The following is a 15,547-nucleotide window of genomic DNA, read 5'->3' on the forward strand; positions in this document are numbered from 1 at the left end:
TGTGGTGTTAGTTTTTGGGGTTAGGAATTTTGTCGGTGGCGCCTCCGTATCGGCGGTCGCGGCTGGCGTATTCTTCGACGGCTTCGTAGAGGGTTAGGCGGTCTACATCTGGCCAGAGTACGTTCATGAAGACGAATTCGGCGTAGGCGCTTTGCCAGAGGAGGAAGTTGGATATTCGTTGTTCGCCTGATGATCGGAGGAAGAGGTCGACGTCTGGTAGGTCTGGTTCATCGAGGTATTTTTGGAAGGTTTTTTCTGTGATAGATGAGGGTTTGAGGATGCCTGCTTGTACGTCTTGTGCAATGGTTGCGGCTGCGTCTGCGATTTCTGCGCGTCCTCCATAGTTAACGCACATAGTGAGGGTGCAGGTGGTGTTATTGATGGTTTCGCGTTCGCATTGTTCGAGTTGTGAGATAACGTTTTTCCAGAGTTTGGGGCGGCGCCCTGCCCAGCGGATGCGTACTCCCCAGGATTTGAGGGTTTCGAGTTGTCGGTTAAGGACTTCGGTGGAGAACCGCATGATGAAGGATACTTCGCTGGGTGAGCGTTTCCAGTTTTCTGTGGAGAAGGCATAGGCACTGATATAGGGTATGCCCATTTCTATGGCTCCTGCAACGATATCGAGGAGGGCTGCTTCGCCTGCTCGGTGTCCTTCATTGCGTGGGAGTCCGCGTTCATTGGCCCAGCGTCCGTTGCCGTCCATGACAACAGCAACGTGTTGAGGAATGAATTTTTTGGGTATGGGTGGTGGAGTTGTTCCGGAGGGGTGTGCCGGTGGTTTTTGTGGCATGGGATTCTTTCCGGGTTGATGGTGTGTTAATACAGTATTTTACCGTGTTTGATGGTGTTTTTTAGGTTTCTAGTTCGAGGTAGGTGAGGGTCTTGAGGGGGGTTTCGAGGTAGTTTTGGGTGGTGTGTAGGGTGAGGTTGAGTATTTTGCGTGCAGTGAGAGGTGAGGCTTTATCTATAGTGTCCCAGTTCCCTTTATAGAGAGCTTGTATGTAGTTGTATTCGGTGGGTGTTATGGGTGTTGTGGGGGTGTCATTTTGGTGGGCGCAAGTTTTGCAGAGGGTTCCTGTTATGCCACGTGTGCCTGCTGGGTGGTACCCAGTGGTGATGGGTTGATTGCAGTGTGTGCAGGTGGCAGTGAAGATGAGCCAGCCTGCGAGTTTCATGGCACGTAAGATATAGCTTGTGAGGATGCGCTGTGGTGTGTGTTTGTTATGAGCTAGTGTGGCGATTGCTCCGTGAGTGAGGTGGTAGTGTGGGTTGGTGTCGTGGGGGGTACTGTTGGTGTTAAGTGTTTCTGCGACCTCAGCGATGGTGTTTGCGGCGGTGTAGGCGTTGTAGTTACCCATGAGGGTCGCTGTATAGGCATGTATGGTTGCGGCTTGGGATATGGTGTGGAGGTTTGTTTTGCCTCGGGTGAAGGACAGGTCGGTGTGCATGTAGGGTTCTAGCCGAGCACCGAATTTTGAGTTTGGTTTGCGGATTGATTTGGCAACGGCGTGGATGACTCCGTTGTTTTGGGTGAGCATGATAATGATGCGGTCTGCTTCGCCTAGGTTTTGGGCGCGGAGGACGAGGGCGTGGTCTCGGAGGTGTTTTGGGGTGCTCATGGTTTTATGTTTGTGGTGTGTGAAGAGAAACCCCGCATTCTGGCGGGTGGCTAGGATGCGGGGCCTGAGGGTTTGGTTGTGTGGTTAGTTTTTTTCGTATTCGATATCGTCGTCTTCGTCGTCGGTGTCGGTGAGGAATTCGTCGAAGTTTTCGTCGTCATCTCCGTAGACGCTAAGAGGTGTTACTTCGTTATGTACTTCGAAGAGGGCATTTTCGTAGGCTTCAAAAGCGTTTGCAATTTCGACATAGGCTTCGTCGATTACGGGGTCGTGTTCGCGGGTGCGGTGGGCGACGGCGTCAAGGTGTGTTTCGAGGGCGTCGAGTAGACGAGTGAGTTCGGTGCGGGGGTCAGTGCTCATGTGTCTAGTCTACTATCTTTTATGGCTATTGTGGTTGGAGAGTGTCATATTGTGAAGGTATGACAAACGCGTACCCAGTGTGTTTGGGCACGCGTTTAGAAGGGTGTTTTAGGAATGTTCTTTAGAATCCTAGGGTTTCCAGGGATGCGCGGATTGCTTCTGCGGAGGCGCGTAGCTTATTGTGTTCTTCGTCGTTCATGGGAACGCTGAGGACTCGCTGTACGCCTTCGTAGTTTACGACGGAGGGTAGGGACAGTGCTACGTCTTTGAAGCCGTAGAGTTCGCCTGCTGCAATGGTGGAGATTGGCAGTACGGCGTTCTGATCTCGGAGGAAGCCTTCTGCAATTCGTGCCGCGGAAACACCGATGGCGTAGTTGGTGGATCCTTTACCTTCAATGACTTTGTATGCTGCACGCATGGCTTCGTGCGCTAGTTCTGCACGTACTTCTTCAGTAAATACTTTGGTGCCGTTGTATTCCCAGTCAATGAGGGGTACCATGCCGATGTTAGCTGCCGACCAGACAGGGAACTCCGAGTCCCCGTGTTCGCCAATGATATTTGCGTGAACACTCTTGATGGAGACTCCGGCTTTGCTGGCGACGAGCCAGCGCAGTCGAGAAGAATCGAGTACGGTACCGGAGGATAGTACTCGGTGTGAGGGTAGCCCGGTGATCTTCTGGGCGACAACAGTGAGTACGTCGCAGGGGTTGGTAACCAGCATGTAAATTGCGTTGGGTGACATTTCCATGAGGTTTGGCAGTAATTTTTCGAGGATGCGTACGTTTGCTCCTGCGAGTTCGAGGCGGGGCTGCCCGGGCTCTTGGCGGGCACCTGCGGTAATGATGATCATGTCACAGTCACGCAGGATTTCGAGGTCGTCTCCGCCGGTGAGCTGCGCTTCATGGGCGAACATAGAACCGTGGGCGATATCGAGGGCTTCAGCGTGTGCTCGTTTGCCGTCAATGTCGTAAAGGACGATTTCATTTGCAGAGCCACGTAGGGTTGCTGCGTATGCGGTTGCAGATCCGACACCGCCTGCGCCGATGATGCCGAGTTTAGTGGTAGATTTTACGTTGTTCATTGGGTCGCCGCCCTGTCTTGGGGTTGTTGATTTGTCTGATATGTGGGCAGAAGCACGGAGTGTCTTCTGAAGTTCCCATTATCTATTATGCCTTGTTCTTTGGGGTTTATGTTGGTTTAGTTGCTCTTTTCACGATTTTTTATGTGAGTTTTTACTAGAAGACCATATTTTTCTCCCAAGAAGCCATATAAGGGCTTTACGACTTTTTGATTAATATCACATAATTTAACCCTTATTTCTGGGGGGGGGGCAAGGAACCTCCCAAGCCCAAACATATCTAGAGGAACTCACAGCTAGAATACTATTGCGAAGAGTAGTTTTCGTACATTGTCTGGTAGTGGGCTACAAGTTTGGTAATTTTGGTGGGTTTATACGATATTTGGGCTGAAACTACACGTTTATGTCATATAAAGTATTTTTTCTATATTTCCTAGTAAACATTGGCATGGAAGAGTAGCGTTATAGATGTAGGCTATCGAGCCTGCGCTTAACTAACCTAGTGCTGTAACAGGTCGGTTTGCGTGATAACAACAGAGTATTCAGCATTAGGCGCATCATATAGAGCCTCAAAGGTAAAGGAGTCTATCCCATGAAGGCAGCTCGTTTTTACGACCGTAATGACATTCGCATTGAGGACATACCCACCCCCGAAGTACAACCCGGTGAAGTGTTGGTCAAAGTAGCATGGTGTGGTATCTGTGGCACTGATCTGCACGAGTATCTTGATGGACCTATTTTCTGCCCTAAACATGGGCATCCGCATCCAATCTCAGGAGAAGATTCTCCTGTAATCCTTGGTCACGAATTCTCAGGCATCGTAGAAGCTTTAGGCGAAGGCATTTCCGATCTTGAAGTCGGAGATCATGTTGTGGTTGAGCCATACATTATTGCAGACTCTGTAGATGTCGGCCCAAATTCGAAGACCTATCATCTTTCTAAGAACATGAACTTTATTGGTCTTGCTGGCCGTGGAGGCGGACTATCAGAGAAGGTATCTGTAAAACGCCGTTGGGTTCACAAGATCTCTAAAGACCTTCCGTTAGATGAAGCTGCACTGATTGAGCCTTTGAGTGTCGGTTATCATGCAGTTGAGCGCGCCGGAGAAATCAAAGACGGTGACTTTGCGCTAGTTACTGGTGCTGGCCCCATTGGCCTGCTTACCTCCGCCGTACTTAAAGCTAAGGGGGCGAAGGTCATTATCTCTGAGCTGTCCTCGCTACGCCGTCAGAAAGCATTGGATTCTGGAGTTGCAGACTATGCCTTCTCCCCTGCTGAGGTTGACGTCCTAGCAGAAATTCATAAGCTGACCGATGATAAGGGTGTAGACGTAGCCTTTGAATGCACCTCTGTACAGCCTGCACTAGACCTCATTCTGGATGCACTCAAGCCTACCGGTAAAGCCGTGATCGTATCAATTTGGGGTAAACCAGCATCGTTGGATGTTCAGAAGGTCGTGCTTAAGGAGCTTGATATTCGAGGAACCATTGCATACGTGAACAGCCACCCGGAAACTATCAAGCTTGTAGAGTCAGGCAAGATTAACCTCAAGCCGTTCATTACTGGCAGGATTCCTCTTGAAGACCTCATTGACAAGGGATTTGATACGTTGATTAACCACAACGAGACTGCCGTAAAGATCCTCGTCACTACCGATCCGCAGCTTTTGCCCTAGGTAACTTTCTTGTAGCCTTACAGGCAAGTCGCGAGCGCCTTATATTCTGTCTGTCAGAGTATAGGGCGCTCAATTATTTGCGGAAAAGTGAAATAGAAAAGGGCCTCTGATGTTTATCAGAGACCCTTTATAATGTGCGCGAGGGGGGACTTGAACCCCCACCCTCTAATACGAGGACTAGCACCTCAAGCTAGCGCGTCTGCCTATTCCGCCACCCGCGCAGGTTACCTTTGAGAGGGCTTTGCCTGCTCAAAGCAACAAGTAATACTATACGGTTGGCAAGTACAAGCAGGCAAATCTATATAACGTGTTATCCGTCACTTTTAAACATTTAGTACTCCCCATGTTCCTTTCTAGTAACATACAGTACAGTGTTCGGGTCACGTCCATGAAGTACTGCATGTGAGAGTTTAGAATAGAAACTATGAATAACGAGAACCTCTCACGCGAAGAAGCTGCAGAACGGTCAGCGCTCATTACCGTAGACTCATATCATGTTCACCTTGATTTGACCCATGCCAAGGATGAAAATTTCGAGACATACCCTACAGTTACAACCGTTAAGTTTAAATCCCATAAGCCTGGTGCCCAGACTTTCATTGATTATATTCACCACTCTATCGATTCTGTTAGGCTTAATGGCGCGCAGCTTGACCTCAACAAGGTTGTTGATGGCTCACGCATCATGCTGCCCGAGCTTGCCGAGGAAAACGAACTTACTGTTCACGGGCGTTCATACTATTCACGGTCGGGAGAAGGTCTGCACCGCTATATTGATCCTTCGGATGGGCGTGTATATCTTTACACCCAATATGAGCCCGCCGATTGCCGTCGTGTATTCCCCAACTTTGAGCAACCCGATCTGAAAGCTGTTTTTAATTTCCGAATCACAGCCCCACGAGACTGGGTTGTCAGCTCGAACGGGGTTCTAGAATCTGAGGTGTCCGACCCGACTGACTCAAATATCGTTAAGCGCGTTTTTGCTCCTACCGAGCGAATTTCTACCTACATTACCGCAGTGTTAGCAGGTGAATACTTCACAGTCACCGATACCTATAAACCCCAGAGTATTACTAACAGCGGCGATATTCCTTTAGTGGCGTACTGCCGCCATTCTCTAAAACCCCATTTTGACTACGATAATATCTTCCGAGTCACTAAGAACGGCTTAGATTTCTTCCAGGATCTCTTTGACTATCCCTACCCTTACCCGAAGTACGAACAGGCGTTCGTCCCCGAATATAACATCGGCGCGATGGAGAACCCCGGTCTCGTAACATTCACTGAGGATTTCATTTTTGTCTCTGGTGCTACCGAAGATGATCTTGAAGGTCGCGCAAACACTATCTGCCATGAGATGGCACATATGTGGTTTGGAGATCTTGTCACTATGAAATGGTGGGATGATCTCTGGCTTAAAGAGTCATTTGCTGATTTCATGGGTGCTCTAGGTGCTATCGAAGCTAATGGTTTTAACGATGCTTGGGTAACATTCGCGAATCACCGTAAATCTTGGGCATATCTGCAAGATCAGCTTCCTACGACGCATCCCATTGTCGCGGATATACCTCATTTGGAAGCTGCAGCCCAAAATTTCGATGGCATAACTTACGCCAAGGGTGCCTCCACCTTGAAGCAGCTTGTTTCCTATGTAGGCTTTGATACCTTTATCGAAGCGGCACGCGTCTATTTCAAACGTTTTGCTTGGGGGAACACCTCACTTCAAGACTTCCTTGATGTACTTAATGAGGTTTCAGGTCGCGATATGCAGACCTGGTCTCAAGCGTGGTTACAGACTTCTGGTCTATCTACCCTCGGTACTCGACGTGTCTACCGCGAAGATGGTAAGCTCCAGGATTTGTACCTCACTCAGCAGCTACCCGACACTCAGCCAGCCGGTATCGGTCGCCCGCATGTGGTAAAGCTTGAAACTTTTATCCTTCAAGAAGGAAAACTTGTCTCAACAGGCACTCTCTCCCTTGAATACCCTGCCGATCCTATCGCAGAGTATCGTGTCTCTTTGCCCCAAGAGCATAAGAAGACTGTAGGTGAAGCTGACTTACTTATGCTCAATGCAGAAGACCACACCTACGCAAAAATCATGCTCACCGATGAGGATGGTCTTCAAGCGGCAATTGCAGGAGTATCCACTCTTGAATCATCTCTTTCTCGCGGTCTTATCTGGGGGTCTCTCTGGGAAAGCGTGCGCGATGCCAGACTTCCCGTTGCCACTTTCGTAGACGCGGTAGTACGGAACGTATCCCGTGAGAGCAGTGCATCTCTTTTGGGAAGTATGGTGTCGAACAGCCAAAACGCTATTACTAATTTTGGTGCCCCCAAGTCTCGACAGCCTTTGTATGATGCTCTCTATGAGTCTTTCTCGAAAGCGCTCGCTGCCGCCAAACCTGGCTCCGATACGCAGCTCATATTGCTTCGGGGGCTTATCTCTATTTCTTCCTACTCAACTCAAGGTGAAGATCTCTGCCGCGATATCGCCCGAGGGGCTTTTGAAGATACTGTGGGAGATATTGCCGATGCGACTGGTATCCCCTACGATCAGAATCTTGGGTGGAGTGCTTTGGGTACCCTGGCGGGGCGTAACCTTGTTACTGTTGCTGATTTAGACCGAGCTGCACAGTATAATCCGTCATCAATCTCAAAGAATGGCTACGCATATGCGATAGCGGCTATTCCTGATGCCGACCACAAAGCAGCCGCTTATAAACGCATCATGGAAGATTCTTCATTATCCAACGACGCCTTGACCTCAACAGCAAATGGTTTCTTGCGAGGGGATGTTGGGCTGCGAACTCCTTACTATAAGCCTTTCTTCGATTCGCTCCTATCAATGTGGGACACCCGTTCCATTGGTATGGCCACTCGTATAGTTCGCGGTTTATACCCTCGTTCGCTCTACAATTACGGATCCGCTGAAGGAACCGGGGTTAGCGATAATCCTTCAGTTGCTCTAGCCCAAGAATGGTTACGCAAGAATCCATCAGCCCCCTCCGCACTACGTCGGCTCATTTTGGAGGCACAAGATAATGCGCATCGGAATATGATCGGTCAGCAATTCAATAGTTCTTTATCCGACTAGCACTTTCTAGGCATTACAGCCTGGTACAGTATCTCTTCTTCACGCCGCTGTACTGGGCTGTAGCCTATCTATAGGTTTCATTAACGTGAAGCAAGATTTTGACCACATTCATCAATTCCTTAAACGTCACCCAAAAGTTACTTTACGTGTAGGGTACTAGTTATTCCCAAAAACGTGAGAGAATTAGAACATATTCATCACCACCTAAGGAGTTTGCTTTGGTCGATTATGCTCTCGGCGACCGTGGAACCCTCACAATTGTCACCGACAACTACTATGAGGCTGAGACTCTACAAGTCTTTCAAGAGCTCCATGTCAACCGTGAACAGTCCTGGCAAGGCAAGGCTCGCCTTGTTCCAGAACCTGATAACCCCTACGAGGCAAACAGCATTGCTGTATACGTTGGGGATCATAAAGTGGGACGTTTAAGTCGTGACGATTCTGCAAACTATTGGAACGCGATTACCCGCGTTGTTGCTTCCGGTTTCTCTCCTACAGCACAGCTGCAACTCAATGCTATTGCTCTACGAGCTGATAGCGGACCGCACATTAAAAGTGTAGGAAAACTCTTTCTGTCGTCACCGACCTTGCTGTTTCCTCTCAACCATGCCTCAGCGCGAGCAGCTATTCTTCCTCAAGGTCCTTCAATCAAGGTGCTTGACGAGAGTGGACACGCTGAATATCTTCACAGTATTTTGCCGCCGACAGGTGAAGGACGGGTAATTTTAAGACTTGAAGTACAACAGGTTAAAAACCCAGATGGGCACATGGTCAGTTCGGTAGAAGTTTTCCATGAGGATACCCATGTAGGACGTTTAAGCTCCCAAATATCAGAACAGTTTATTCCTGTCATTGAACATGCTGCGAAACATGACAAACTCACCAATGTCTGGGGCACGATACGTGGTAACAGGCTCGAGCTTTCATTAACTATTCAGGCGGTGCGGTCAGAGAATATCCCAGAACAGTGGTACAAAGATTTACCCAACGATGTACCTGAGCTCCTACCTGAGGCCAAGAAGTATGAGGTTCCTGATGCTTTTGTCCCAGCTGAAGCGGAAAACACTCAAGGGAAGCATATTCTTCCTCAGAAGATTCGCGGATTTATCACCTCTGTTGCAGGAAAAAACGGAGTCAGCGAGGCGATCACGGCACACGAAGTTATCCCAGAGAAAGCAGCTAAACCCGTATCTTTCGATGATCTTCCTGAAGAACACACGCGCTTGCTTACCCTCGTCAAAATTATAGGTATAACCCTTCTTATAGTTGGCTTGGCAATTGCAATTTGGCGTGTTCTTCTTGGAGTCCTCATAGCAATTATGGGCGGAGCTCTCTACTCGGTTGCTCTGTATTTTGGTCGTCGGTTACTCAGACTGGCTGCTGAAGAACATGCATCCCAGACTGTTACCGTAACTCCTATACCAGCTAGAACACACGTGCAACATTAATAGCGTTATACGGATAAATTTGGGGTAGTCAGCACAGTATCTGACGTGCTGACTACCCCAAATTTTATCTGCAGGATCTATAGACCGTATATAGACATACCTAGTCAGACCCATAAGTATTCATAAAATCCTGCATACGATCAGCTTTCAAAGCCTCCGTCAACGAATCAACAGCAGGCTGATTAATAATAATGATTGATTGACCATCATAAGACCAGCCAGGGCCTGCGTTAGGAAGTGTCGTCATATGTAAAGCAGCCGAACCACCATTAATGACAGGTGCCGCAATCCGAAGAATCTCACCAGAGCCTAAACCACTATCAACCTTGACGTAGCCGCTAAAGGCATCCACCATATTCTTAAAATTAGTGATGTTACCCAAAAACCCCTGTTTTTGGATGGTCGTATAGAGTCCACGTAAATATGCACGTTGATTACGTACACGCTGATAATCACCCGATGCAAAGGAATACCGCTCACGCACAAACGCTAAAGCAGTGCTGCCATCCATATGCATGGTACCCGGTGTAAAGTTCCAAACGCCTGTTTGGAAAGCAAAAGGAACTTGAACATCAACGCCACCTAGAGCGTTAGTAAGCCCTTTAAACCCATCAAAGTCTATTTCTGCTACATGGTCAATCTTGACACCAATTAGTTGTTCAATGGTCTCAATTTGTAAGCTAATGCCTCCATAGTTGAGAGCTGCATTCACCTTCGCGTTTCCATACCCGGGGATACTTACCCACGAATCACGCATGATAGAAACTAAATAAACGCCTTCCCCATTTTTAGGAATGTGCATCAGCATAATAGTATCTGCCCGAGCCCCACTAACTGTTGCAGCTTCTTGCCCTGAACGTTGATCGCTACCAAGAAGAAGAATATTAGTTCCTTCGCCTTTTACGACCTGACGCGTCTTACCACCCTCTAAGGAGTCAAGAATTCCGTTACCATTCTTGTCAAGGTCATTAGCAAGAGAATCTGCCGTTTTACCATCGGGACCCACAATATTTGGATCATTATTCGGGTCTCCCAGGTTTTTTCTTAAAGAGTCTAAATCTCCTTGTGAATTCGTAATGGAATCAAATTTTTGAGTCTTGGAGTCCCAGGTATGCCCAATGCTCCACAGGTAAATCCCCACTCCGATGATAAGAGTAAGAATAAGGATAGCAAGAATAATTAGCACCCGTTTAAGAGTCTTTCGACGGGGTTTTTCAGCGAGCGCTTCGCTCATGGGTTTGTTTCCTTCGAGTGATGTGATAACGGCATAACCCGCATAAGAATACCGCTACAAAGTGAGTTACCTTCACATTGTAACGGTAGAAAATAAAAACACACCCCGTATCAGATTTTTAATCTATATTACGGGGTGTGTTCTTTATTGCATTCTACGTTTTACGCTTTCTTACCAAAGTTTGCAAAACGTGCGTTGAAGCGTTCGACGCGACCTGCGGAGTCCATGATACGCTGCTTACCGGTGTAGAACGGATGCGACTCAGAGGAGATCTCGACCTCAACGATGGGGTATTCGTTACCGTCTTCCCACTTCTCGGTTTTATCCGAAGTCATCGTGGAACGAGTCAAGAAAACTTTACCGGATGCAAGGTCACGGAATAGTACCGGACGGTACTCCGGGTGGATATCTGCCTTCATGCTTAATTACCTTCTTCTGTCACTGGATTTTGCCAGTAACCCTAAATAGATGGAGTAGGTTTTACGATGCACGCAGAGCGCACCATAGACCGGCTTAAAATGCACAGCCAACCACCAAGGATACCACCTTTAAAGAGGTAACGCTAGGTTCTTAGAGGGCTTGTTGTTACGAACGCAGCCTCGTTTCCCAAAACGCAACAGCTGACGCAGCTGCCACGTTCAAAGAATCGACGCCGTGGGTCATGGGAATCATAACCGTGTGTTTTGTCTGCGCCAATGTATGCGGTGAGAGTCCGTGTCCTTCTGTTCCTAGGATTAAAGCTAACTTCTTATCCTGGCGTGCTGAAAGTTGCCCCAAGGTAAGAGAGTCCTCATCTAGTGCAAGTGCGGCACTTTCAAATCCGTGCTCGTGTAGAATTTCCAGGTCTTTTGGCCAGCGGGTAATTCTGGCCCAAGGTACTTGAAATACAGTTCCCATAGAAACGCGGATAGAGCGCCTATACAGCGGGTCAGCGCATCGTGGAGTAACTAGCACTGCGTCTACGCCTAGAGCCGCTGCGGAACGAAATATAGCCCCAACATTCGTGTGGTCAACAATATCTTCTAGGATTGCGACGCGGTGAGCCCCGTAAATAATATCTTCTACGGTTTGAGGAGCAGGGCGCGCCATTGCCGCTAAAGCTCCGCGATGTAGATGAAAGCCAGTTATTCGTTCAAGTTCTTCTTCCGATCCTACAAAGGCAGGAATATTACTATACTTCGTCAGTACATCGGAAAGATCATCTGCCCATTTCTCGCTCATAAGGAATGAGAGGGGACGGTGTCCTGCATGTAAAGCACGCCGTACCACTTTTGATGACTCCGCAATATAAATACCCCAGTCAGGTTCGAGGGCAGAACGTAATCTCACATCAGTTAGGTGGGTATAATAACGAAGTGTTTGTTCAGGCGCTTGAGCTAATGGCACCACAGACGATATTGCGTACACTCGTTCTGCCCGCGCTTGCAGTTCTTGGGGTGATAATTGTTTCTTCTTCATAAAGATACTACTGGGTCAAAACTTACTCCCACCACGTATGTATGGTGGGAGCAGGATAAAGCTTAGCGTTTAAAAGCGCTGTAGCGCCCTGTAGAAGTGGCTGTTAAAGCTAGATCCATCGCATATGTTAATGCAAGATTATTTTCTGTGATGGTCTGAACGATAGGTCCAGATGCTACCACACGACCGTCGCGGAGCATGAGAGCGTGTGTGAAGCCTGCAGGAATTTCTTCAAGATGGTGTGTGATGAGTACAGTAGCCGGTGCGTAAGGATCAACGGCGAGTGTTGTAAGCCTCTCTACCAAATCTTCGCGTCCAGCGATATCCATACCGGCCCCAGGTTCATCAAGTAATAGGAGTTCGGGGTCGGTCATGAGAGCGCGTGCGATAAGAGCACGTTTGCGCTCGCCATCGGAAAGTGAACCGAATTGACGCTCTGCCAAAGCATCTACGCCCCAGTCTTGAAGAAGCTCATGGGCGCGATCGCTGTCAAGGGCGTCGTATTCCTCTTTCCAACGTCCTGAAACAGCATACGCGGCCGTCATGACAGCATCAGAAACTTTCTCTCGGTCAGGGATCTGTGTGGCGGTTGCTCCCGAGGACAACCCGATGCGCGGGCGAAGCTCAAAGACATCAACGGAGCCGAGAGTCTCGTCTAAGATCTCTACTTGTCCGACTGTGGGGTGCAAACGCGCCGCTGCGACCGATAAAAGTGTTGATTTTCCGGCACCATTTGGACCCAAGACAACCCAACGTTCGCCTTCATTGACAATCCAGGAAACGTTATCGAGAATATTGCGACCGCCGCGCATGACGCTCACGTTTTGAAGATTAAGTACAGTGCTCATGGTTATTCTCTTCTACGATATGATCTCTACCTATGTGGGAAGGAGCAAACCCTTTGGGATCCTGCTTCTTCGCTCTATACGTACTTCTAATCGATGAACCCGCGGGCTCCACCGACCAGCTCAATGTGTCCAGTCTGAACATCTGCGGTAACCATGGCAGCTACCTCATGGGCAAACTCGTTGACAGTGTAGAGCCTACCTGCTGTCTCTCGACGATATTCGAGAGCCCCAGGATGCAGGCGGTTAAGCAAAGTTGCAGTCACAGTTCCTTCAATCATGTCAGCTGATACGACGACAAGTGAAATTCCTTTTTCAGTGAGCGCAGGTATTTCGGCGATGAGCGCATCTTCCCCTGCTCGTTTGGACTCTGCAACCGACTGGTATTCTGCCAGGGTTTCAACTTCGCGGATAAAGTGTGCCTGGTGACTGGTGACGAAGACGATGCGTCCTCCGTTGGGCATTTTTTCAGCTGCAAGTCGTGCAAGGTTAAGCTGTGCATCTCGGTTGAGACGCATTGCGTAGTCTTCACCCATACCAGCTTCCATACCGCCCGATGCATTCAAGATGAGATAATCCAAGGAGCCGTAGGTTTCGATAGCAACATTCACAAGGTTTGTGAGGTCTTCAGGCTTAGTTACGTCTGCTTGTACGGCGGTCGCGTGTCCGCCAGCTTCTTCGATAGCTTTGACGACCTTATTGGCTCGAGGGGCTTTGGAGCGATAGTTAACTATGATGTTTGCCCCTTGAGCCGCTAGGATTTGGGCAGTATCTGCACCTACACCTCGTGAAGACCCTGTGATAATAACGGTTTTACCGGCGAGCTGTGACATACATTTTCCTTTGTTGGTTGTTCTGTGCTTTCTGAAAGTAAGACGTTTATGGCATGTGATAGGAAGAACCTAGTGTCCCATACCTAGACCACCGTCTACAGGGATAACGGCGCCTGAGATATAATCTGCCTCTGGCGAAGCTAACCAGCGAATAACCCGTGCTACCTCAGCAGGGTCAGCGAAACGTCCTGCCGGGATAGTTTTCAGGTAGCTCTCTTTAGTTTCCTCAGGCAAGCTATCGGTCATATCGGTGTTAATAAATCCAGGTGCTACAACATTTGCCGTAATATTTCGACTTCCGAGCTCACGGGTGATGGAACGAGCCATACCAACAAGAGCAGCTTTAGACGATGAGTAGTTAACCTGTCCTGGAGAACCATATAGCCCTACAACAGAGGAGACGAGGATAATACGGCCTCGTTTGAGTTTGATCATACCTTTGATCGCACGCTGTGCTACACGAAAAGAACCAGTGAGGTTGGTATCGATAACATCCATGAAATCCGTTTCCTTCATGCGCATAAGCAGCATGTCACGAGTAATACCCGCATTCGCCACAAGGATTTCTACAGGACCGTATTCCGCTTCAATAGTTTTAAAAGCTTCATTAATGCTGTCTGCGTCTCGGACGTCAGCTTTAACAGCAAAGAACTCTGTGGGCGCTTCCCCGCTACGGTAGGTCACACAAACATTGTGCCCTGATGCCTTAAACTCCTGCGCGATCTTGTAGCCGATACCACGATTACCACCGGTAACAAGAACGGTCTTGGGGGTGTTATCACTCATTATTTTCCCTATAAATTTGGGGTTACTGGTCATACCTATTCTAGCCCGTTATCTATATGATGTGGTGAGCATCTGTTCTTGCAACACTTAACACCATAAGGAATAGAAGGTTTAGACTAATCAGTACAGGTAATTACCACCGTGTGAATCGAAGCTAAAACGTCTATCATAGAGAGTTCGTTACTGTAATTCTGAGGGAGGTGTGTCAATGACTGCTGAAAAGCACTGGACAGCCGAAGACCTCGCGGCCCATGGTTACTACTTATCTACAGTTGATGTCGCAGAACGATTTGAAGACTCTTTAGTGACATACGAAATCAGTAATGCTTCTGCTCCGTTATCGGAGCGTGTAGATAAACGTGCTCGAGACTACATCCTCAAAATGGCGATTCGTGTAGTTTGTATTGTAGGCGCTGTATTTACAGATGGTACCCTGCGCTGGATATGCGTCGCAGGTGCAGTACTGTTGCCTTGGGTGGCCGTAGTACTTGCGAATGGTGAGTCAAAACAGGAATCGAGTGGATTTACTGCCTATTTGCCTGAGCATCATCGGCGAGCTTTAGAAACAGGAGCAGCGTCGAATACATCTACTGCAGATAATGAGTCCGACGCCTCTGAGAACTCTCATTGCTACGCACAAGATGCGGATTCTTCATCGCCTTATAATCGGACTGATGTCATAGATATTTCTGAAATATAGTTTCAACAGGTATAAATACCGTTACGCGCAATATAAAGATGGAGGTGTCAGTGGATCTTCTGGGCTCTTTAGCGGGGAGCTCCTCCCCTAGCTTGGATATTTGTTCACGTAAAGGCTGCCACAACGAGGCAACATACCAGATTCTCTGGAATAACCCGAAGGTCCACACTCCTGAGCGCCGCAAGATCTGGTTGGCTTGTCATGAGCACGTTCATTGGCTTGAGAATTATTTACGGGAGAGGGAGCTTTGGAAACAGACCCTACCGTTTCCCCAAAAGTCCTAGCTTCATAAACTCTATTTCAGCCATAGTTAGAGATAGGGACGTAAGCGCCATATCACTGTATTGTCCGAGCGTTCTCCCCTACCATAAGTAATACAGGTACACCACCGTCTCTATATACACATCTATTTTT

At 48.3% G+C, this 15,547-nt stretch carries 15 protein-coding genes and 1 tRNA gene; 5 read left to right on the forward strand and 11 right to left on the reverse strand.

Translation table 11 applies throughout. The annotated features are described in order from the left end of the window. Nucleotides 1–7: 7 nt before the first annotated feature. From HMPREF3016_RS09825 to HMPREF3016_RS09840, 4 genes are all read right to left on the reverse strand, one after another. The gene (locus HMPREF3016_RS09825) at nucleotides 8–790 is read right to left on the reverse strand and encodes an isoprenyl transferase (RefSeq protein ID WP_048752181.1); all 783 of its coding nucleotides are present in this window, start codon (nucleotides 788–790) and stop codon (nucleotides 8–10) included. A 61-nt stretch (nucleotides 791–851) separates the two neighbouring features. Then, nucleotides 852–1,619 carry a DNA repair protein RecO gene (gene recO / locus HMPREF3016_RS09830; RefSeq protein WP_048752184.1) on the reverse strand — a complete coding sequence of 256 codons (768 nt, stop codon included), beginning with the start codon at nucleotides 1,617–1,619 and terminating at the stop codon, nucleotides 852–854. Nucleotides 1,620–1,703: 84 nt separating this feature from the next. After that, entirely contained in the window at nucleotides 1,704–1,979 is a 276-nt protein-coding gene (locus tag HMPREF3016_RS09835) for a hypothetical protein (RefSeq protein WP_004004649.1), read from the reverse strand. A gap of 121 nt (nucleotides 1,980–2,100) precedes the next feature. After that, on the reverse strand, nucleotides 2,101–3,060 hold the full coding sequence (locus HMPREF3016_RS09840) for an L-lactate dehydrogenase (RefSeq protein ID WP_004004648.1): 960 nt from the start codon (nucleotides 3,058–3,060) through the stop codon (nucleotides 2,101–2,103). Between the two features lie 589 nt (nucleotides 3,061–3,649). Between HMPREF3016_RS09840 and HMPREF3016_RS09845 the strand changes: the two genes are divergently transcribed. After that, nucleotides 3,650–4,732, forward strand: coding sequence for a 2,3-butanediol dehydrogenase (locus tag HMPREF3016_RS09845; RefSeq protein ID WP_048752185.1), 1,083 nt, complete (start codon nucleotides 3,650–3,652; stop codon nucleotides 4,730–4,732). A gap of 135 nt (nucleotides 4,733–4,867) precedes the next feature. Here HMPREF3016_RS09845 and HMPREF3016_RS09850 read toward each other — a convergent pair. Continuing rightward, nucleotides 4,868–4,953 (reverse strand) — tRNA-Leu (locus HMPREF3016_RS09850). Between the two features lie 203 nt (nucleotides 4,954–5,156). On the opposite strand from HMPREF3016_RS09850, the gene pepN reads away from it, so the two are divergent. Together pepN and HMPREF3016_RS09860 are read left to right on the forward strand one after the other, a co-directional pair. Continuing rightward, nucleotides 5,157–7,829: an aminopeptidase N gene (gene pepN / locus HMPREF3016_RS09855; RefSeq protein ID WP_048752187.1), complete on the forward strand. Its 2,673-nt coding sequence runs from the start codon at nucleotides 5,157–5,159 to the stop codon at nucleotides 7,827–7,829. Nucleotides 7,830–8,047: 218 nt separating this feature from the next. Further along, a complete protein-coding gene (locus tag HMPREF3016_RS09860; protein ID WP_070450205.1) occupies nucleotides 8,048–9,277 on the forward strand; it encodes an HIRAN domain-containing protein in 1,230 nt (409 codons plus the stop codon). Between the two features lie 100 nt (nucleotides 9,278–9,377). Here the strand turns inward: HMPREF3016_RS09860 and HMPREF3016_RS09865 are convergent, their stop codons facing one another. The 6 genes from HMPREF3016_RS09865 to HMPREF3016_RS09890 form a co-directional block, all read right to left on the reverse strand. Continuing rightward, nucleotides 9,378–10,511 (reverse strand): LCP family protein, encoded by a 1,134-nt coding sequence (locus HMPREF3016_RS09865; RefSeq protein WP_004004644.1) that lies wholly within the window; start codon nucleotides 10,509–10,511, stop codon nucleotides 9,378–9,380. A 161-nt stretch (nucleotides 10,512–10,672) separates the two neighbouring features. Beyond that, complete coding sequence (locus HMPREF3016_RS09870) at nucleotides 10,673–10,930, reverse strand: type B 50S ribosomal protein L31 (RefSeq protein WP_004004643.1); 258 nt, start codon at nucleotides 10,928–10,930, stop codon at nucleotides 10,673–10,675. 166 nt (nucleotides 10,931–11,096) lie between these two features. Next, nucleotides 11,097–11,969 (reverse strand): TrmH family RNA methyltransferase, encoded by an 873-nt coding sequence (locus tag HMPREF3016_RS09875; RefSeq protein WP_080972539.1) that lies wholly within the window; start codon nucleotides 11,967–11,969, stop codon nucleotides 11,097–11,099. A gap of 62 nt (nucleotides 11,970–12,031) precedes the next feature. After that, nucleotides 12,032–12,817, reverse strand: a complete 786-nt coding sequence (locus tag HMPREF3016_RS09880) for an ABC transporter ATP-binding protein (protein ID WP_048752190.1) — start codon at nucleotides 12,815–12,817, stop codon at nucleotides 12,032–12,034. Nucleotides 12,818–12,903: 86 nt separating this feature from the next. After that, entirely contained in the window at nucleotides 12,904–13,647 is a 744-nt protein-coding gene (locus tag HMPREF3016_RS09885; protein ID WP_048752191.1) for an SDR family oxidoreductase, read from the reverse strand. Nucleotides 13,648–13,716: 69 nt separating this feature from the next. Then, a complete protein-coding gene (locus HMPREF3016_RS09890; RefSeq protein WP_037230899.1) occupies nucleotides 13,717–14,433 on the reverse strand; it encodes a beta-ketoacyl-ACP reductase in 717 nt (238 codons plus the stop codon). Between the two features lie 208 nt (nucleotides 14,434–14,641). On the opposite strand from HMPREF3016_RS09890, the gene HMPREF3016_RS09895 reads away from it, so the two are divergent. Together HMPREF3016_RS09895 and HMPREF3016_RS11375 are read left to right on the forward strand one after the other, a co-directional pair. Then, a complete protein-coding gene (locus tag HMPREF3016_RS09895; RefSeq protein WP_050749203.1) occupies nucleotides 14,642–15,133 on the forward strand; it encodes a DUF3099 domain-containing protein in 492 nt (163 codons plus the stop codon). A 50-nt stretch (nucleotides 15,134–15,183) separates the two neighbouring features. Further along, nucleotides 15,184–15,417 carry an acetone carboxylase gene (locus tag HMPREF3016_RS11375; RefSeq protein ID WP_080972538.1) on the forward strand — a complete coding sequence of 78 codons (234 nt, stop codon included), beginning with the start codon at nucleotides 15,184–15,186 and terminating at the stop codon, nucleotides 15,415–15,417. The last annotated feature ends 130 nt before the right edge of the window (nucleotides 15,418–15,547 follow it).

Origin of the sequence: Rothia sp. HMSC065D02 (genome assembly GCF_001815285.1) — a bacterium.
In the GTDB taxonomy this organism is placed as follows: Bacteria; Actinomycetota; Actinomycetes; order Actinomycetales; family Micrococcaceae; genus Rothia; species Rothia dentocariosa.

Excerpts from the sequence above, each read along its gene's own strand:
- HMPREF3016_RS09825 (WP_048752181.1), bottom strand. The coding sequence starts at position 790 with ATGCCACAAAAACCACCGGCACACCCCTCCGGAACAACTCCACCACCC.
- recO (WP_048752184.1), bottom strand. The coding sequence starts at position 1,619 with ATGAGCACCCCAAAACACCTCCGAGACCACGCCCTCGTCCTCCGCGCC.
- HMPREF3016_RS09835 (WP_004004649.1), bottom strand. The coding sequence starts at position 1,979 with ATGAGCACTGACCCCCGCACCGAACTCACTCGTCTACTCGACGCCCTC.
- HMPREF3016_RS09840 (WP_004004648.1), bottom strand. The coding sequence starts at position 3,060 with ATGAACAACGTAAAATCTACCACTAAACTCGGCATCATCGGCGCAGGC.
- HMPREF3016_RS09845 (WP_048752185.1), top strand. The coding sequence starts at position 3,650 with ATGAAGGCAGCTCGTTTTTACGACCGTAATGACATTCGCATTGAGGAC.
- pepN (WP_048752187.1), top strand. The coding sequence starts at position 5,157 with ATGAATAACGAGAACCTCTCACGCGAAGAAGCTGCAGAACGGTCAGCG.
- HMPREF3016_RS09865 (WP_004004644.1), bottom strand. The coding sequence starts at position 10,511 with ATGAGCGAAGCGCTCGCTGAAAAACCCCGTCGAAAGACTCTTAAACGG.
- HMPREF3016_RS09870 (WP_004004643.1), bottom strand. The coding sequence starts at position 10,930 with ATGAAGGCAGATATCCACCCGGAGTACCGTCCGGTACTATTCCGTGAC.
- HMPREF3016_RS09875 (WP_080972539.1), bottom strand. The coding sequence starts at position 11,969 with ATGAAGAAGAAACAATTATCACCCCAAGAACTGCAAGCGCGGGCAGAA.
- HMPREF3016_RS09880 (WP_048752190.1), bottom strand. The coding sequence starts at position 12,817 with ATGAGCACTGTACTTAATCTTCAAAACGTGAGCGTCATGCGCGGCGGT.
- HMPREF3016_RS09885 (WP_048752191.1), bottom strand. The coding sequence starts at position 13,647 with ATGTCACAGCTCGCCGGTAAAACCGTTATTATCACAGGGTCTTCACGA.
- HMPREF3016_RS09890 (WP_037230899.1), bottom strand. The coding sequence starts at position 14,433 with ATGAGTGATAACACCCCCAAGACCGTTCTTGTTACCGGTGGTAATCGT.
- HMPREF3016_RS09895 (WP_050749203.1), top strand. The coding sequence starts at position 14,642 with ATGACTGCTGAAAAGCACTGGACAGCCGAAGACCTCGCGGCCCATGGT.